Genomic DNA, 19,757 nt, shown 5'->3' on the forward strand with positions numbered 1-19,757 from the left:
TTTAAGTTTTTAGTTTGAAGATTTCCAACTTGAATATTTTTAATTAAGGCAGTGGATCGGCGATCAGTTTGGCAAGATCCGTATTCCATTTTTTCACGTAATCATCGTAAAACTGCCCCGTTCCTTTTCCGGAAAATCCGGTATGGATTTCTTTTACTTTGCCATCACGTCCTACGATAATCGTCGTCGGAAAGGCAAGAAATTCTTTCAATGCTACCAATTTTTGAGCTACCACATCTTTATCAGCCTTTCCTGCAAAAAGCAGATCATACTGAATGTCGTAGCGGTTTTTCAATTTTGTCAAAGTCTTTTTCGCAAACTCGTAGTCGTCCTTTGCCTCGAAAGCCAAACCGATGGCTTCTACACCCAAATGTTTGTTTTCCTTATACCAGGGCGCCATAAACTGAACCTGATCAATACAATTCGGACACCAGGTTCCCAATAGCTCAATGATCACGACCTTGCCTTTGTATTTTTCATCACTTAACGAAACCTGTTTGCCGTTGAGATCGGGAAAAGTGAAATCCAATTTGTCATAACCGGGTTTCAGAAACGTAAGTGCATAAGCATCCGCAAGCGCGGCATTCTCATCTTTCGTCCCGGAGAATCTGATCGGATTGGCACCGGCGCCAATAGCACCCTCAATTGATTTTCCATCGATAATCTTTCCTTTTACATAAGAAGGCCCAGATCCTGTAAAACCGGAAAGTACAAATTCATCTCCCTGCACATCCCCTTGAAGTTCACGGCTGTCGCCTGTGACAGACAGGATAATTCCGTTTAATTTATTTCCCTTTTGTTCAAAAACAGCCACACGATCCGCAGCTAGCTTGTCGGATTTTATTTTAATAAGCCATTTTCCAGTAATGTCTGCCGCAGGTTTGATTTCTTTTCCAGGTTCAATAAAACGATACGACTGGTCCGGCTTTGCCGTGAACGGAATCACTCTGCCTGCACCCGGCACAAGACTCTTATGTGCCCCCGTCAGACTTCCGTCATTTTCAATCTTTGCAAACAAACCTGCTTCAAATGTATTGAGCGTTACCAGCAAGGAATCCGCTGTGATATATTTCGCATTGAAATCATCCCGGCGATCGCCATTAACAGCGGTTAGCACCAACGCATCCCCTGTCTTCTTTTTAACTTCGAAATTGAAAGGAATATCCAATTCACCGACTTTAAAAACACCACGCCAGTTTCCTTCTTTAACCGGTTTGTTCTTGGCAAATGTATTTCCGGTAATTCCGGTTACGAGAATCGATGCCGATAACAGCGCAAACAATAAACGATTGATTTTCATATATATAAAATTTCAGTTTAAATAATAGTATATATTCTCTACCATCTAACTAGATATATAGACAAATAATTCCAGTTGAATGATTCTTTTTCCGGGACAACATCAATAAAATCCTATAACAGGATGTACTCGGCAATAACTTTTTGTTCAGTGGATTCTAAAGATTTATCATTAGAATTAGGTTGGGGCACCTTATGAGTCATAGGTTGCCAGAAGATCATTGAGCCTAACCTCTCCCTTCGTTCTTTATAAATCTACTATTTCGATAGGCAAAGCTGTGAATTAAAAATTTCCTGTGCAAGGATTTTCTTAATTTTTTTAAGAGTAAGAAATCAGGGCGAAAAACGGGGCGAAAAGAATATTTCGCCCCCGACGTGTTAGTAAAGAATAATTGTAAATGTTTTATTACGTCACCACCTAATACATCTAGAGGAACCTAATATTTTGATATAATATTTGGTCATGCCAGATGCCTTGGGTGGTAGAAAAAATAATCTATAAGTTTAAAGACCTGAGGAATTTCAATCCGTCGATGGCTATGGACTCACTGGATGACTCCACTTTTCGCCAGATCGAGGCTGCTTTCGCGATCACTTTGACATCGGGTGTAAAAGATTCAATCACAATGTCGCCCTGGTAATCGATCTTGTCCAATGCCACAAAAATTCTTTCCCAGTTAATCTGATCCCCGCCTGGTGTACCGCGGTCGCTGCCCGAAGCATGCAGCAAAGCCAGTTTTTTACCGGCTTTCAAAATTGCCAGCGCAGGGTCTTTCTCTTCAAGATTCATATGAAAAGAGTCAAGATGCACATAGAGCGCGTCGCTGTCAACATCCTTGATAAGACTTAATGCCTGGTCACATGTATTGATAAAATCGGTTTCGTAGCGGTTCAGCGGCTCAATAGCCAGTTTTACATTTTGTTTTTCAGCATCCGCACAAAGTGATTTTAAATGTTTCACCACAGTCAGCCATTGTTTATGATGCTCCTCTGCCGTCACAAATTCAGCCCTTCCGACTGCCGAATAAATCGGTCCGGCAACGAGGGAACTGCCCAAAACCGGCGCGATATCAATCAGTGATTTGATATAATCCATCGACACAATTTGTTCTTTTCGATTCCCGCGAAGGTCACGCCCGGGCCCTGTTGCGGCACATACCGAACGGCATTCCAGCCCGTTGTCGTCCAGCGCTTTCCGTACGAGGGCGGGGTTAATATCAGCAGGTTCCTCAACGGCTATTTCTACAAAATCAAAACCCCATTCTTTAAACTTAGGAAAAAATTTAACGCTCTCGTTTGTAAATGGAGAGGAAAACAAATAGGTATTGATACCGAATTTCATGAAAATGGGATTGAACGTGTGTATTGGGAAATGATGGCGGAATAACGATTATTTCCTGTGATTTTCAAAAAAGTGAACACCCTTTTTATTGCCTGTAACGATATCAGTGAGCCCGTCTTTGTTCATGTCTTCAATCTCGACATGTAGGCCCGCACCCGCTTCGGTATCTATCCGATGAGGAATCCAGGTCGGATTTTTTCCAGGTTTCAATTCATACCAGTAGACCAGCGACGCATCCTGTGCGCCCGGATCACCTCCATTATGTGCATACCAGCGTTTTCCAGTAACAAGATCGGGAACACCGTCTCCGTTAACATCCTTAAAACCAAGTCCGTGGGATTGAGAAAAATCCCTGCTTATTTCGTGCTCCGTCCAGGTGGTATTACCCTGCGCATCCTTGCCCTGCTCGTGCCACCAAATCCCATAGTTATGTGCGGATGAACTTAATACATCATTAAGCCCGTCTTTGTTGACATCGTACACATACATTTGCGCGCAATCCTGACTCAAATTCGCTGCGTGAAACTTCCAGTTTTTTGTCTTCGGATGATCAGTACCTTCCCACCAACCATTTTTTACAATAACATCCGGTTTTCCGTCACCGTTGATATCCCCATAACCCAAGCCGTGGGTGTACATGTGGGTTGCAATTTCCGGATCGCTGCTGATGATATTCTTTTCCCACTCAAAATCACCCTTTTTCCGCGGCTGACTTAGCCAGATCACCTGCTTGTTTTCCGGGTCATTTGCCAGCAAATCAAGTCTGCCATCACCATCGATATCTACAAAAAGCGGAGATTCGTTGCCAATAGACGGATAGATCTGGCGCGCAGTCCAATGCCCTGATTTGTTTTTAGGGTTTTCATACCAAACGGCGGGCTTGGCAGCAATGTCAATACGGATCAGGTCAACCCAGCCATCCTGATTTACGTCAACGCTGAAATTGAGGAATGAATCACTGTATCCATCTTTCCATGAAAAAACCTTAGGTGGCATGATTTCATGTTTCGTCCAATTTGGCGCTTCAAACCAATAGGCTCCGGAAAGGATGTCCTTTTTCCCATCCTTATTCACATCGCCAATAGCAGCACCTTCAGCAATAAAATCGGAGGTAATGGTGTGTTTTTCAAAAACAGTTGTCTTTCCCTTTTTCTGGGCATAGGAAGCCAGCGTGCCCAACATCAGTACCTGCGTCAAACAAAATACTTTTATGAAGTCTCTCTTTTTCACTTTCATAACCATGTATATTTTCCGGGATAATATTTTACAAGCGCAGTTTTAAGTAGCTGTTGGCAATATGCGACTAGCTCAATAACCAAGTGATTAATAGCTTATTATAAAATCAATAATATAAACTATATCTTTCTCTACTACTTACTAAAATGATGACTTTCTGTAAATCAAGATTTTGAATCAGAAAGTTTTCTCAATCGCATCCAGTGTTACGCCTAAGACAGCTAACGAAATTTTGTTCAGCGAAACTTTGTCGCCCTCAAAATGGAAGGTGTTGTGGCGATGTACCAGCTTCTCATTTTTCTTTAAAATATCGGTTTTCGAGCTGGATTCAAGTTCGTAGAAAGGCCCCATTTGAGAACCATCTTCCAACGGCCCGTCGTTGTATGCGTTCAGTACGTCGCCACCAAAAGGATCTTTGTGCATTTCCCAGGTCGATTTCAGGTATTCACCTTTTTCATCGATATCGTAAGAAATGATTGTCAGGATACCTTTTTCAGCATCATAACTTCCGGCCACATTTTTTGCTGATTTAGGCGACAACCCGATTTTACTCCTGAATTTACCATCTGCTTTCAGAAATACCGCTGCATTTCCGGTTACCAGCCGATCACCGGGTATATCGCCAAAATAATTGGAAGTTAATAGGGGTTTTGCCGCATGCTCGGTGGAAAACGGAGCAACGATCGTTGTTTTAGGTGACGGCTTAAACATGCCCAAAATCCAGATTCCCAACGTGCCGGTTTCACGGTTCCAGTCAGCTCCGGTGTTCGTGATTGAATTGATGGAAGTATAAGCCGTTGCACGCAGGTGATCAAGATCGGAAACTTCAAGTGCCTCTAAGATTTCTGTTTTACTCAGCATCTTCACTTCACGCTCGATAAGCAGATTCAGCTTTGTCCCTGCATTATTTTCAAGCGCCGTTGTCTTCCTGAATTTCACGGAAGACGATCCCGAGGAAACCACCTCAAAAGGCTCCGAATCGATAACCGCAGGCGTTTGCCAGTGCTCAAATGTGAACGGTTTCCCTTTTTTAAAATAAACTGAAAACTGCCCGCCTTCGGGAGATAACCAAAAACGGTCTTCCCCGCCCAAGGCATTGATATGGGGCTTATGCGCACCACTTTTTATCAGTGCATAATTCAGCCAGCCAAAACTGGTGCCAGAATCTCCGGACGTGGTGCTGGTCATCACCCTGCCCTGATAGTCAGCAACGACGATAGCCTGCGATTTTTCAGCATCGGGTGCTGTCAGCAGGATAACAGGCTTATATTTTTTCAAAAAAGCCAGGTCGTACCCAAAAGTACCTTCCTGGCTTGCCATAGTTTCTTCCACAGTTTTTTCTTGCTTGTTTTTTTGTTTCTGGCAACCAACGGTCACCAGCGCAATGATGAAAATAATTGAGATTTGTTTCTTCATAAGCATCAAAAAAAATCTATTTACTCATGCAGGTAATTTCCATAGCCCACAATTAATACCGATAGAATGATCACCAAAATACCAGCCACAATCGTCGTCAGCGTTTTTTTGGTCACACCTTTCCATTCATTCAGGACCAGCCCCCAGGTATTGGCAATTAAAATGATAAATGCCATGTGTAAAATCCAGGAACTCGGGCCGTTACCCAACTTACTTTCTCCCATTCCGTAAAAGAAAAACTGAAGAAACCAGGTGGTTCCTGCAATCGCCGAGAAAATATAATTGGAAAGCAAAGGCGTGCTTTTATCCGTATAATTGCTGAAAGTTTTGTTACGCGCATTCAGCATCATACACCAGATAAAGTTGGTCGTCAAACCGCCCAGCAAAATGACAATATAGGTTACGTTATTCTGGAAAAGGAATTCACCCTCACCTGGGTTCGCCGCTTTCCAAATATCGTTTGCTTCTTCCGCCATTACTTTTCCCGCGTCAATACCAAAAGCAAAACATGCACTTAATATACCTGAGATGATGGAAACCGTAAGTCCCAGGCCAATCTTGAATTCAGCATTATCGCCAATAACCCCGCTCTTTTTCAAATCATTATCCTTCATGGCACCAGCCTTTCCGCAGATAATAATCCCGATCACACAAACCAGCAATCCAAGCAAAACCATTTGTCCCCAATTGCTGGTGGCCAGGTCTTTAATAGAATCTTTTCCTGCTTTTGGTTCAAACAAATAATAAACCGAAGGAATTAGGGCTCCAAAAACCGAACAAAGTCCAAGGATGATTGAACTTCCCAGGGACACACCCAGATAACGTACGCCGAGACCATAGGTTAATCCGCCAATACCCCAGAGGACGCCAAAGAAATAAGTCAGAAGCAGGATCCCCCCATCCGTATGTGCGATAATTTCAGTATAACCCGGGATAGTCAGATAAGCCGCCAGTGGAGGCACAATCAACCAGGAAAATAGTCCGCCCACGATCCAGTAGGTTTCCCAAGACCATCCTTTGACTTTTTTGTAAGGAATATAAAAACTGCCGGAAGCGAAGCCACCAATAAAATGAAAAATTACACCGAGAAGTGCTTGCATGAGGTTACAGGATTAATGTTTTTTCGGTTAATGAATGTGTAAGTTCAACTGTACCACTCATTTAACCCGTAAATTGCCACCCACAGAGAAATAGCGCATCCTGTACCGTACTGCTCTAAATACGGTTTTTTGATTTAATAATTACATAATTCAATGGCTGACACAGGTTAAGTAACTGAGTGTAAGTGTTTACTTAACCTATATCTCATTTATAATTTTTCGTTATTTATTTGAACAAATTCAATTTTAACGTTATTCAAAACTGCAATAACGACCTTACTGAATGACAATCTTTTTAACAACCCGCGCCGAACCGGTATTAAATTCTAATACATATAAGCCCGGCGTCCAGTTTAGTGTCGAAATTTCTTTCTCCTGATTTGCCCTTATTACAATATTTTGCTGTACTGCCACGCCATTCGCCGAGAATACCGTAAGCGCAGCGTTTTGGCTGGAAAACACCTTAACATATTCTCTGGCCGGATTGGGATACACTTTTACACTTTGCTCAATCGGCGGTTCCACCGGGGTGATCGTCAGCGGCAGGATATTCTGGAGCAAACGTAAACCTCCCGTATTACCCCCAACGGCGATATCCGGCTTACCGTCTCCGTTGTAATCTGCGGCAGTTGCATAGAGATAAAAACCTAATAGCGGGCTGTTGCCTTTTCCATTATGATCAATCAGGAGACTTTCCCGCTGTGTCCATTTACCCCATTCGCCGGAATGAGAAATCCTTAATTTGCCCGAAAAATCAACGGTTAAGAGGTCTGGTCTGCCATCGAGATCCACATCCGCAACGGATACCTGCACATTTCTTCCATCAAAATTCACGTCCAAACCGGCAAAGGCCTCAGTTTCCAGGTTGAGCACAAATTGTTTGCTGCTGCCCGTATTTTTGTAATAGTTGACATTTCCCCGGGGTTTACCAACAAGCAAATCCAGATCACCATCGCCATCGCCATCATAAAAATAGGGATAATCGGTAACCTGCGACTGATCAGGCATTGTGATCGAAATCATGTCCGCAGGGTTCAACTGCACCGCCTGATCCTTTCCTGCTTTGTTTGGAATATAATAATAAGCCAGGCCTTTGACGGTTGTTCCGGCAAAACCAAGGTCGGGTATGCCATCACCATTAAAATCGGCCCATTGGGGTTTAAGATTATACATATTCAGCGTTGCCGGGACATTGAGATAATTATCAGAAGCCACTTCAAAACTTGGATTTTGTTTATCTCCGACATTACGGAGCAGCCAGAAACGGCCACGAAAATTATTTCCATCACGCGTGCCACCCGTGCCTATCACCATGTCCAGATCTCCGTCACCATCAACGTCATAAAAAGAAGGCGCCGCGTTTTCTCCGACATCCAGCATCTGATCCTGTAAAAAATTCTTCTGAACGAGTTTAAGATCTGCATTTTCACTCGTCCCTGCATTGTGATAGAGCCAGTTTGAAGACTGTAAATTCATCAGATTCCCTTCATTATTCGGTACATTCGGCGCGGCAATCAAATCTTTCACACCATCAAAATCTACGTCCTCATAATAGGCCGCAGGGAAAATATAAAATGAAATGGGATCTACTGAGGGATAATTATGTGTATAACTGGTGAAGTTCGCAACCAGATTTTCGCCGGTGTTTTTCAGAAAAGAGATATGGTCGTTGCTAACATGCCCAACGATCAAATCCTTTTTACCATCGCCGTCAAGATCATGTAACATGATGGAATTTCCCGTGTGCATCACCCGCCTGGGTGAATTACCTACCACACCGCAATCTCCGCCAAGTTCAAAACCCTCACCGTCGCCTTTGTGAAAATTCCCCCAACACTGCCCATTTCGCTTGTAAATCAGACTATCCGGAACCCCGTAACGCTCCATGCTCATATTCTGGTGCAACTCAATGGCCATCCCCTCAAAATCAAACGTAATCACGTCGATATCCCCATCGTTATCAATATCGGTTATCCCCGGAATGTCCTGCCCGGAAACCTGCAAATTCACGTCAGTTGACAGCCCCTCAGTGTATAACGCGGCTTTTTCAAGCTTAAATGACCAGTTTTTCCCGTCGCGCACCTGCTTGTACACCATGATTCCCAATGGCGTATAGGTAAAAAGATCTTTATGACCATCCTTATTAAAATCTGCGAGAACCATCCAGTTATCCATTTTTGGAAAAAGATATTCATAAGATGGCGCGTGTTTCCAGGCCTTCTTCTGCGCATTCGCCGGATCGGCAACAGCCAGAAATGTGGACAAACTTCCGCTGGTTCTGTCAAAAACAATCAGATCTTCCGTTCCGTCGCCATTAAGATCCATTTTAGAAAACTGTCCGGCATTCAAACCACCGGTCCAGGGATTGAGGAGTTTTTTTCCATTGGCAGCAAGAACGGTAAGGCTATCCATTTTGAACCATGACTTTTGGGCCTGGCTCCGGGCGGTTAAAACAACAGAAAAAGCAAAGAATAAGAGGCAGGTAAATTTCGTGCGCATCGTTGAATAATAATCTATTAATTTTGTCGGTCTGTTCAGCTGGACAATCGCATATGTAAACGTAACGAAATTACGGCCATTTGATTGAGCGGAACAGGCAAAGTTTATGAACCGATTTTATACCGTCAGATAATTCTCATGCATACCTCACTGGAACAGCTTTACGATATTTACCTTAAAGGCCACACCATCAGCACAGACACCCGCCAAATTACACCCGGCTGCATTTTTTTTGCTTTAAAAGGAGATACCTTCGACGGCAATACCTATGCCTCTGAAGCATTGACAAAAGGGGCCGCTTACGCAGTTGTCGACAATCCTGATGTCGTTACCGATAAAAGACATTTACTGGTTGAAGACGTATTGACTGCCCTTCAGGATCTTGCCCGTCACCACCGCAAGACCTTTACTTTTCCCGTTATTGCGTTGACAGGTTCCAACGGAAAAACGACGACCAAAGAACTTATTGCCAAGGTTTTGTCTATGAAATACAAGACTTATGCAACAAAGGGAAACCTGAATAACCACATCGGTGTACCGCTGACTTTACTGGCCATCGATCCTGCGAAATACGAAATGGCCGTGGTGGAAATGGGTGCCAATCATCAGGAAGAAATTGCCCTGCTGAGCAGCATTGCACAGCCAACCCACGGATTGATCACCAATATAGGGAAGGCCCATTTGGAAGGATTTGGCGGCGTAAAAGGGATTATAAAAGGAAAAGGAGAGCTTCTGGATTTTCTGTCCAAGAAGAAAGGTACTGTTTTCGTTAATGTACAAAACGATGCGGTCATGGAAATGGTTAGCAAACGCCGGGCGTTTGGAGAAATTATTTTTTACTGTACCGAAAGCAGCCCCGTTAATCCGGAACTGATACAGGAAAGTCCGGTGGTTATCTTCAAAGGCAATAAAGACAAAACCGTCACAACGCATATCCCTGGCCATTATAATTTTGACAATATATGCGCTGCACTGGCCGTTGGCAAGCATTTTGAAGTTACCGATGAAGATGCGTACGAAGCCGTTGCTAATTATCAGCCTGACAACAACCGTTCGCAAATTGTAAAACGCGGGACCAATACCGTTTTCATGGACGCCTACAATGCGAACCCTTCTTCGATGGTTGCTGCGATTGAAAATTTCGCAAGACTGGATGCCAAACGCAAAATGGTCATCCTGGGTGATATGTTCGAATTGGGAGATGCGGCGGAAGAAGAACATCTGGCTTTAGGAAAATTAGTCGCGGAGGCCAAGTTTGACCTTGTGATTCTTTCAGGAAAACTGATGCAGTTTGCATTACCGGCTTTGCCAAAAGCGTATTATTTCCCCGATAAATTCTCCTTGCATAACTGGGTTATGGACAATCCGCAAATGGATACACACATCCTGATCAAAGGTTCGAGAGGCATGGCTTTGGAGTCGGTGCTGAGTGTGATGCCGCAATAGTATCTTGGATTTATATAATTACTTAATTTATAAATATAATTATATAGTCCAAATTTATAGACTTATAGATTTTATTTATACAGACTACTTTTTCAATAGAAAACATAAATTCATTTATTTAATTCAAGCATTACCTTGAATAGTACCATGCCAATTCTTGCCTTGGGTACCCGTTGTTCGTAGTTTTGTGATCATAAAATAATACAAACCACAGAAACCATAACAACGATGAAAAATACAATTGTATCAGTTGGATCGAAATTCCCGGAATTCAAAAAAACATCCGTAGTTTCTCTTGAAAAAGGAAATGAATTCTACGATATCACATCTGACGATCACAAAAATGCTGACAAATGGATGGTGATGTTCTGGTGGCCAAAAGACTTTACTTTCGTTTGCCCAACGGAGATTGCTGAATTCAACAAAAAGACTTCAGACTTCGCTGACCGCGATACTATTTTGATCGGCGCTTCAACAGATAGCGAATTTGTTCACCTTGCATGGCGTAAAAACCACGATGATCTTCGTGATCTTCAATTCCCTATGCTTGCTGATACTTCAAAATCTTTGGCTGAAGATCTTGGTATCCTTGAAGCAAACGAAAAAATCGCTTACCGTGTAACGTACATCGTTGATCCACAAGGAATCGTACGTTGGGTATGTGTAAATGATCTTTCAGTTGGACGTAACGTAGACGAAGTTCTTCGTGTACTTGACGCTTTGCAAACTGACGAACTTTGTCCTTGCAACTGGGTTAAAGGAGAAGCGACATTAGTTTAATTCACGATATAAGTTAAGTCAAATTGAAGAAAATGAGCCAGGAAATAGGTCTGGCTCATTTTTAAAGCTAAAAGCCAACCGCTAATAGCAAACAGTTAAAGAACACTTCATTCTTCCCCACTTCCAATCTCACTAAAATGTATCCATTTGCAGCAACAGGGAACACGAAAGATTCTCTGTATAAAGAAATCAATTTGCCTGCTGAATTTGAAAGCGTGCTTATCAACAAGCTGGCAGCAATAGATCACCGTTACCTGAAAGACCTGAAAATCAATATCGGTAACGTTTTAAAATCTCAAAATATCAACCGTAAAGAAGCTTTGTTAATTGCACTTTCCGTTGCAGTTAACGAGAAAAACGCGGCACTTATCACAGCTTTGGAAGAACTCGCCGTTGCCGAAGGTGCTGACGAAAAAGAACTTGCCGAAGTTACTGCCTGTGTTTCTTTGATGAATGCCAATAACGTGTTCTACCGTTTCAGACACTTTATGGACAAAGAGTTTTACAACTCGGCTCCTGCCGGAATCAAAATGAGTATCATGGTTAATCCGGTACTTGGCAAAGAATTTTTCGAATTACTAAGTCTGGCTGTTTCAGCACTGAACGGCTGCGAAATGTGCGTAACTTCTCACGAACAATCCGTGCTTAACCACGGCGGAACACAGGCTCGTATTTTTGATGCCGTACGCATCGGAGCGATTTTCAAGAGTTTCACTGTATTAATCTAATCTTCTTATCAGGCGGTTGAATAACCCATTGGTAATCTTTATATACGAGGCGCTGCTCATAAGGCAGCGCTTTTCGATTTAAACATCAGAAGTATTACACTGATTATCAGACGCACTAACCCTGTTTTCCTGAATAAAAGATCAACGAAAACAATCACTAGACAAAATATCTACACATACGTTCTGAAACCCCTCCTGTTGCTTTAAAAATTATCTAACGAAGTCATTTCCGGATAGAATATCTAAATTCTAAATCAAAACCCCAATTTTCATCTACAAATATGAATCCTGTTGGTTTTTCTACTTAATTTTGTCGTATTCAAAACGACAACAAAATCTAAATAGAAAATGGCAACGTCAACAGAAACGTACATTCCTTACAAGGTTAAAGACATAACGCTGGCCGAATGGGGTCGCAAAGAAATTACATTGGCTGAGGCTGAAATGCCAGGACTTATGTCAATCCGCGCTGAATACGGCCCATCACAGCCTTTGAAAGGTGCACGCGTTGCAGGTTGTCTTCACATGACGATCCAGACTGCAGTGTTGATCGAAACACTTACAGCTTTGGGTGCTGATGTTACCTGGTCTTCATGTAATATTTTCTCAACGCAAGATCACGCAGCAGCGGCAATCGCGGCAGCGGGTATCCCTGTATATGCCTGGAAAGGTATGAACGAGGAAGAATTCAACTGGTGTATCGAGCAAACGCTTTTCTTCGGTGAAGAGCGCAAGCCATTGAACATGATCCTTGATGACGGTGGTGACCTTACCAACATGGTTTTTGACCAATTCCCTGAATTGATCGAAGGCATCAAAGGCCTTTCAGAAGAAACGACAACAGGTGTTCTTCGTCTGTATGACCGTCTTAAAAATGGCACGCTTCATTTGCCTGCAATCAACGTAAATGACTCCGTTACTAAATCTAAATTTGATAACAAATATGGTTGTCGTGAATCACTTGTAGATTCAATCCGTCGTGCAACCGACTTGATGCTTGCTGGTAAAGTGGCAGTAGTAGCAGGTTATGGTGATGTTGGAAAAGGTTCTGCTGAATCTCTTCGTGGTGCAGGATGCCGTGTTTTGGTTACTGAAATCGATCCGATCTGTGCGCTTCAGGCAGCTATGGACGGTTTCGAAGTTGTGACTATGGACGAAGCAGTTGAGCGTGCTAACATCATCGTTACAGCAACAGGTAACTTCCGTATCATCACTGAAAAGCATTTCCTTAAAATGCGCGATAAGGCAGTAGTTTGTAACATCGGTCACTTCGATAACGAAATCGACATGGCTTGGTTGAATGCGGCCTACGGCTCTACAAAATCTCAGATCAAACCTCAGGTTGACATCTATTCAGTAGAAGGAAAAGACATTATCGTGCTTGCAGAAGGCCGTTTGGTTAACTTAGGTTGTGCAATGGGTCACCCATCTTTCGTGATGTCATGCTCATTCTCTAACCAGACTCTTGCTCAGATCGAACTTTGGACGAACACGGCTGCATACGAGAAAAAAGTTTACGTTCTTCCAAAAGCTTTGGATGAAAAAGTAGCTGCTTTCCACTTGGCTCACGTTGGTGCGAAACTTGATGTATTAACGGCTGAACAAGCGGCTTACATCGGTGTACCAACAGAAGGTCCTTTCAAAGCGGATACTTACAGATACTAAGCATTGCTTTTTAGCGGTTGGCTAAACGTTAAAAGGCCTGTTTCGAACATGATTCGAAACAGGCCTTTTTCGTTGGTAAGAAATATTGTCGAAGATATTATGTCACCCTTTCAGGGTTCCGATCCGGCTCGTGGACAATTTTTTGCTACAATAATTTCATCCCTCCGGGATTTGGTTAGTGCGCTGGGCGAGCTATTAGTTAATGTTTTCGCTTTTTGACTTGACGTGATTTTGGATTTTATTCTTTCCCCGGTTGGAAATATCATGTCTAGGGGGTATGTCACCCTTTCAGGGTTTGGATCTGGCTCGTAGGAGCTCATTTCTACAATAATTTCATCCCTTCGGGATTTGGTTGGTGGGTTTTAATAACATCTGGTATTTATATAAACATTACGTTTCATACCTATCAGCGGTATGGACGTGTCTTAACTAGTCAATCCAGCAAATCCCGAAGGGATGAAATTATTGTAGAAAAAAATTGCTAATAGCCCCGGCCCAAACCCTGAAAGGGTGATATAAGAATTGCAACAAGATTCAAATCGAAGAAACAAATTAATCAACAAAGGCAATACATTGGATAAATCGCACCCGATCTACCAACCAAATCCCGGAGGGATGAAATTATTGCAGAAAAAAATCGCTAACAGCCGCGGCCCAAACCCTGAAATCGCGCCATAAGAGTTGGAAACAATATTTCAGTCGAAGAAACAAATTAATCAACAAAGGCAATACATTAGATAAATCGCACCCTCGCTACCAACCAAATCCCGAAGGGATGAAATTATTGTAGAAAAAAAATAGCTAACAGCCGCGGCCCAAACCCTGAAAGGGTGATATAAGAATTGGAAACGATATCCCCATTCAAACTACCAGCCTTATTATGTCAAATCCTTCTTAGCCTCCGTCGGTGTCACTTCCGAGCCCTTCACCGGAATGACTATCCCATGAATATCAAACGCCGTTTTTAAAACCTTTATCGCCTCACTTTTCGCTGACCCCGGCCCTGTCTTTGCCTGATCGATCCAGAACTGCACCTGAAAATCAATGGTACTGGCTCCGAACTTTACATAACTAAAATCCACCGATCTGGTCGCACTCAAAAACCCCAGCGAATGCATCGCTTCCAGGCTAATTTTCTCAACCAAAGCAAGATCTTCCGTGAATCCAACGCCACAGTCAATCTGAACGCGCCTCTCTCCTGAATGCGTAAAATTCGTAATCGGTTTTTGAAAAATGTCCTTACTGGGGATTTCAACCTGTTGCCCCGCCAGATTATCGATGATAACCGAACGAAGGTTTATCGATTTAACTTTCCCCGTAAATCCGTTTGTCTCAATAATATCACCTACTTTGATTGGTCTTTGTATCGCGATAAAAGCACCCGAAATAAAATTGGTAGTCAAATCCTGAAACGCAAAACCCAGCGCCAACGCCAATACACCCGCACCAGCCACCATGGATGTTACGGTCTTTTCCAATCCCAATATTCCCAGTGCAAAAAATAGTCCTGTGGTAAGAATAACGATCCTGGTCAAAGCGGAAACAAGACTTACCAGCGCCTCGTTCTGTGAAGCCTTAGCCAATACATTCGCCATCAACCGCCCCCCATAACCAGCCAAAAACCGGAAAATAACCAACAAGAGAATTGCAATCAAAACATTAGGCACATAACTAATGCTGAGATCAAACCAACTGTCCAGTTTTATGAAAATAGGATCCACTTTTTTTGAAAGCTCAAGAAATAACATGTATACGCAAAAAAGAATAAGAATGCCGGATAACAGATAACTTCTTAAAATCCGGCTGGTACTAATTTTAAACAAACTTACGCGATAATTGTTGCACAGTTTACATCATTTATCGCAAATTTTCTTTGTCAACCTTTGTCATTTTTAAAACAAAAAGGGAGAAAAACCCATAACGACTTTTCTCCCTTTTTAATCTTTAACCAGCAATGATTTTCTGATCAATTACCTCAAATCAACCACTTCAACACCTGGAAATTGTTTGGAGTTAAATGTAAAATAAGTATCAGCGATCGCAACATCGGGCTGAAACTGCTCCACTTTATAGGTCACTTTCTGACCATTTTTCTGAAAAATCTTCCAGCTGTTTATCGATTTATCAGCCTTATTAACCTGGATCTGAACCTTCTCTACCTGGCTGTTTTTACCTGTTGACGTTAACTCAACCACTTCATAAACCTGATTACCCTCTTTCTTTTCCTGTAAGAAAGCATACTTAAAACCTTTTTTATAGGCCGAGTAAATTCTTGTCGGGTCAAGGTCTCCACCTGCCGATGGATCAAAGTCCTGATAATTCACTTCGTTTGTTTCCTTGATATAAGTTGCCATCAGCTTTCCATCATTGAAAATTTCCTGACCTGCCATCTTCAAACGAAATTTTGTCCCCTTAACGGTCGCGTCCCCTTTTAAAGCTTTTCCTCCCTCCGGTGTGTATGTAAAAATTGCTTTGAAAGATTTTATCTTCTGATACTTATTACTCATCGCGTCTAAAATAGCCGTCGATTTTTTATCTCCCTGTGCCTGCACCGACGTTGTAAATACACTTGCAAAAGCGACGATGGAAAGCACAAACGAGAAACTTGTTATTTTTTTCATAATCAATATTTTATTTCTTACTTAATTCTTTAAAAAGCATGCCAGGTTAAAACGCAACTGCAAATTTAGACAAAACTGCGGGATGAAGGTTTAAAAGTCAAAAGAAGTCCTGGCTACATTGCTAAACGCTGCTGTCAGCATCCGGCGATATAACCAGGACTATTAATTTCTTTTCAGGCCTGAATTTATAACAATGCGGCTCCGAAAACACCGGCACTGTCTCCCAACTTTGGTTTCAGAATCGGCGTGGTCACAACACGATTATTAAAAATGTATTTTTTAATTCTTTCATAACCTTCTCCATAAAGCAGATCAATGTTACCAACACCGCCGCCGATCACGATCAGCCCCGGATCCAGTACGTTGATAAGCGTAGAAATGGCGCGTCCGTAATATTCAAGCAAACGGTCAATGGTTGCTGTTGCATGCACATTTCCGCCTTCATGATATTGCTCAAGAATCGTTTTCAAAGACAACTTCTCACCACTTTGCTGTTCGTAAAAACGTTCAAGGGCCGGGCCCGCGATCACCTGCTCAACACAGCCGCTTTTGCCGCAATAACAGGATTCTCCGTTTTCTTCAAGGATATTATGTCCCCATTCTCCGCCGATTCCGTGATGACCGCCAATAATCTTTTTATTAACGACTAGTCCGCCGCCAACACCGGTGCCCATGATCACGCCGAAAACAACCTCAGCATCCGGATAGTCTTTCCCGGCTCCCATCAATGCTTCCGAAAGCGCAAAAGAATTCGCATCGTTGGCCAGTTTTACAGGAATGCCCAGCAGGTCCGTAAGATCCTGCTGCATCGGCTTGCCATTCAGACAAGTCGTATTTGAGTTTTTCATCAGATTGGTATCGGGTTCGGAAACACCCGGCGTCGCAAAACCAATTTTAACCGGTCTCTCACCCACTTCTTCGGCAACCGAATCAATCAGTCTTTTTATTTGCGATAAAATATGATCGTATCCTTTGGCAGACTCTGTTGGCAGCCTTTTACGGGCTACAACACGCATATCATTATCAGAATCCAACACGGCACATTCTATTTTTGTGCCTCCTAAATCTATACCCCAGAGTTTCATTAAATACTATCGAACTTTGTAAAATTTAAAACCGAACAAAAATATCACAAAATAGCAGATTATCGGCAAGTAATATGCAGAAGCTACATCGTGTTCAGCCACCGCCCCCATCAAGAACGGGAAAAGAGCACCGCCAACAACACCCATAGAAATAAAGGATGAAGCCTGCTGCGTGTGTGCTCCCAGATTTTTTAATCCCAAACTAAAAATCGTCGGGAACATGATACTGAAAAAGAAGTTCAGCATCAGTAACGCAATAAATGAAGGCCAGCCCCAGCTTTGGCTAATCAGCAAACACATCACGATGTTGCAGGCTGCAAAAATGGCCAGCAATCTAGGCGGTGCAATGTACCGCATCAGGAAAGTACCTACAAAACGGCCGGTAAGCATCAGAACAAAAAAGAGGATCATCCATTTACTGGCAACGGCGTCCGTGAATCCCATTTTTTCATGACCATAATTGATAAAAAACGCCCATGTACCCGCCTGTGCCGCCACGTTGAAAAATTGTGCTACGACGGCCCATTTAAAATGCTTGTGTGCAAAAAGGCCCTTTTCGGGATGTGTATCCACATTGGCCGCATCAGGGTTTGCCACTGCCACGTGCGGATCGATCAATGCCGGTACTTTTACAAAGGAAAATAGTACAGCGATCGTAGCGATCACAGTTCCGATAACGATATACAGCATTTTAACCGATGTCAGATCGGTGCTCCCTTCCACATGATTTCCAAAAAGAAAATGAGAACCCATCCATGGTCCAATGATCGTGCCAAGCGCATTGAAAGCCTGAGCAAAATTGATACGCATATCACTGGTCCGCTGGTCGCCCAAAGAAGCTACAAACGGATGTGCCACAGTTTCCAGCGTAGAAATACCACATCCCAGAATGAACAATGCAATTCCAAAAAACGGAAATGAAGCTGCCGCAGCAGCCGGAACAAATAAGAACGAACCACCAGCAAAAAGTGAAAGCCCGAAAAGCACGCCGTTTTTATAACCAAAGCGCTTCATAAATAGTCCGGCAGGAATACCCATCACACCATATGCACCAAAAATTGCAAATTGTACAAAAGCCGACTGTGTTTTGGTAAGGCTCAATACAGTCTGAAAGTGTTTGTTTAAAACATCGCCCATCGTAATGGCAATGCCCCAGAACATGAAAAGGGAGGTAACAAAGATGAGGGTAATCAGGTACCTGTCTTCTGTAAATCGGGCCTTTGTAATTTCCTTACCAGGCGAGGTTGCTGTATTCATTTTTGATATATTGTAAATTAGTTATTCTGGTATTTTTATTTTTGGAGGCGTAAAATAGAGAAATTTAAAAACTGTTTCCAATCAAAACTTGTAACATCATGCCCCCCCGTTCGGATATGGTAACCTATCTGCCCCATAACAGCCTTGTTTAGCGCGGGTATTTCCTTCACCGGAAGCCCTTTTGTTTTAAGGAAACGATAGACTGCATCAGCCTCCTTTGCCGTAGCAAATTCTCCTTCGGGGTCTGCCCCCTTATCGTCCTCCGCACTGGCAATGTAGACTGGCCTTGGTGCGATAAGATCCACGATAAAATGTTGATCAAAAGGCAATAATGTATCCTGATCCATATATTTCCTGAAACTTCTGGCGTACCAGTGCGGAAAAACGGTGTTCAGTCTGCGGATATTTTCGCCTATGCCCCGGTGAAATAGTTTAGCGCCCCCGGCACCGGATTCATTACTTAACACGAGTGCAAAACGCGTGTCAGACGCGCCTGTCCAGAGTGCTGCTTTGCCCAAACGAGAAAACCCGAAAACAGCAACTTTTTTTGCATTAATATCCTGATCCGTCTCTAAATAATCCATACCGCGGCTCAACGCCCAGGCCCAGGCCGCAATAGTTCCGAAGTTATCTTCCCGATTTTGAAGTTCCGGATACAACGTATGAACGCCCGTTTTAAACATTTCTTCCTTCCGGTCCGACGCTATTTCCTCCCGGTACATGGTTGCCAAAGCAAAACCGGCGTCAAGGATACTATCCACCTGCCACTGCCTGGCATTCACGCCGCGACAAGCGTCCGTCGCTTTTCCATCTACCGCACAGGGAAACATTTTGCTGTTTTCAACCCAGGCCTCCGTGAGCTTAATTCCCGGATCGGCATGGATGGCCTGATTACCGATGAAATTAATCCCGATAATCGCAGGTACCGGATGTTTCACATGATTAGGAATGTAAATCAGCAGGTCAAATTTCACCTCTTTTCCATTTTCCCGGATATGAATGGCAACCTGCTTACGGGTCGCTTTTCCATTCAGCGCATTTTTATCATGATCAAAAACTTCAAAACGCATGTCCTTCGGTCGTCCCGGCGAGGTACCATACATTTCGGTGCGAAAGGTTTTCAGTAATTCTTCTCTTCTCGCGTTCCATTGCCTGACACTGGTAACTTTTGATCCATTATTGAAAGTCAGCGCATCTGGCAACGAAGTATTTTTGTTTTGACCCGAGGAAGAAAAAGTCACAAGTAATGAGAAGGCGAGAAACCAGAGTCTATTTTTCATTTT

General features: G+C 42.9%; 15 protein-coding genes and 1 riboswitch. Of the genes, 4 read left to right on the forward strand and 11 right to left on the reverse strand.

The features are described 5' to 3' along the window. Window positions 1-43: 43 nt before the first annotated feature. The 6 genes from RB622_RS11095 to RB622_RS11120 form a co-directional block, all read right to left on the reverse strand. On the reverse strand, window positions 44-1,300 hold the full coding sequence (locus tag RB622_RS11095; protein WP_308046613.1) for a TlpA disulfide reductase family protein: 1,257 nt from the start codon (window positions 1,298-1,300) through the stop codon (window positions 44-46). Between the two features lie 162 nt (window positions 1,301-1,462). Continuing rightward, a riboswitch (SAM riboswitch) is annotated at window positions 1,463-1,555 on the reverse strand. A 240-nt stretch (window positions 1,556-1,795) separates the two neighbouring features. Next, window positions 1,796-2,641: a sugar phosphate isomerase/epimerase family protein gene (locus RB622_RS11100; RefSeq protein WP_308046614.1), complete on the reverse strand. Its 846-nt coding sequence runs from the start codon at window positions 2,639-2,641 to the stop codon at window positions 1,796-1,798. 48 nt (window positions 2,642-2,689) lie between these two features. Then, window positions 2,690-3,877: a VCBS repeat-containing protein gene (locus RB622_RS11105; RefSeq protein WP_308046615.1), complete on the reverse strand. Its 1,188-nt coding sequence runs from the start codon at window positions 3,875-3,877 to the stop codon at window positions 2,690-2,692. A gap of 177 nt (window positions 3,878-4,054) precedes the next feature. Then, window positions 4,055-5,293, reverse strand: a complete 1,239-nt coding sequence (locus tag RB622_RS11110; RefSeq protein WP_308046616.1) for a DUF6786 family protein — start codon at window positions 5,291-5,293, stop codon at window positions 4,055-4,057. Between the two features lie 20 nt (window positions 5,294-5,313). Further along, complete coding sequence (gene rhaT / locus RB622_RS11115; protein ID WP_308046617.1) at window positions 5,314-6,393, reverse strand: L-rhamnose/proton symporter RhaT; 1,080 nt, start codon at window positions 6,391-6,393, stop codon at window positions 5,314-5,316. Window positions 6,394-6,669: 276 nt separating this feature from the next. Beyond that, on the reverse strand, window positions 6,670-8,892 hold the full coding sequence (locus tag RB622_RS11120; protein ID WP_308046618.1) for a T9SS type A sorting domain-containing protein: 2,223 nt from the start codon (window positions 8,890-8,892) through the stop codon (window positions 6,670-6,672). Window positions 8,893-9,030: 138 nt separating this feature from the next. On the opposite strand from RB622_RS11120, the gene murF reads away from it, so the two are divergent. The 4 genes from murF (at window position 9,031) to ahcY (ending at window position 13,511) form a co-directional block, all read left to right on the forward strand. Then, window positions 9,031-10,338, forward strand: a complete 1,308-nt coding sequence (gene murF, locus RB622_RS11125) for a UDP-N-acetylmuramoyl-tripeptide--D-alanyl-D-alanine ligase (RefSeq protein WP_308046619.1) — start codon at window positions 9,031-9,033, stop codon at window positions 10,336-10,338. 228 nt (window positions 10,339-10,566) lie between these two features. Then, on the forward strand, window positions 10,567-11,118 hold the full coding sequence (locus RB622_RS11130) for a peroxiredoxin (RefSeq protein WP_308046620.1): 552 nt from the start codon (window positions 10,567-10,569) through the stop codon (window positions 11,116-11,118). A 137-nt stretch (window positions 11,119-11,255) separates the two neighbouring features. Then, window positions 11,256-11,846, forward strand: a complete 591-nt coding sequence (locus RB622_RS11135) for a carboxymuconolactone decarboxylase family protein (RefSeq protein WP_308046621.1) — start codon at window positions 11,256-11,258, stop codon at window positions 11,844-11,846. A 348-nt stretch (window positions 11,847-12,194) separates the two neighbouring features. Then, window positions 12,195-13,511: an adenosylhomocysteinase gene (gene ahcY / locus RB622_RS11140; RefSeq protein WP_308046622.1), complete on the forward strand. Its 1,317-nt coding sequence runs from the start codon at window positions 12,195-12,197 to the stop codon at window positions 13,509-13,511. Between the two features lie 878 nt (window positions 13,512-14,389). On the opposite strand, the gene RB622_RS11145 is transcribed toward ahcY, so the two are convergent. The 5 genes from RB622_RS11145 to RB622_RS11165 all read right to left on the reverse strand — a co-directional run bounded on the left by RB622_RS11145 (window position 14,390) and on the right by RB622_RS11165 (window position 19,754). Further along, the gene (locus tag RB622_RS11145; protein ID WP_308046623.1) at window positions 14,390-15,259 is read right to left on the reverse strand and encodes a mechanosensitive ion channel family protein; all 870 of its coding nucleotides are present in this window, start codon (window positions 15,257-15,259) and stop codon (window positions 14,390-14,392) included. A 222-nt stretch (window positions 15,260-15,481) separates the two neighbouring features. Further along, complete coding sequence (locus RB622_RS11150) at window positions 15,482-16,132, reverse strand: outer membrane lipoprotein carrier protein LolA (protein ID WP_308046624.1); 651 nt, start codon at window positions 16,130-16,132, stop codon at window positions 15,482-15,484. 185 nt (window positions 16,133-16,317) lie between these two features. Continuing rightward, a complete protein-coding gene (locus tag RB622_RS11155; protein ID WP_308046625.1) occupies window positions 16,318-17,217 on the reverse strand; it encodes an ROK family protein in 900 nt (299 codons plus the stop codon). Window positions 17,218-17,223: 6 nt separating this feature from the next. Then, entirely contained in the window at window positions 17,224-18,474 is a 1,251-nt protein-coding gene (gene fucP / locus RB622_RS11160) for an L-fucose:H+ symporter permease (protein ID WP_308046626.1), read from the reverse strand. A gap of 35 nt (window positions 18,475-18,509) precedes the next feature. Continuing rightward, window positions 18,510-19,754, reverse strand: coding sequence for an acetylxylan esterase (locus RB622_RS11165; protein ID WP_308046627.1), 1,245 nt, complete (start codon window positions 19,752-19,754; stop codon window positions 18,510-18,512). Window positions 19,755-19,757 lie beyond the last annotated feature (3 nt).

The organism is Dyadobacter sp. LHD-138, from assembly GCF_030929615.1.
Lineage (GTDB): Bacteria > Bacteroidota > Bacteroidia > Cytophagales > Spirosomataceae > Dyadobacter.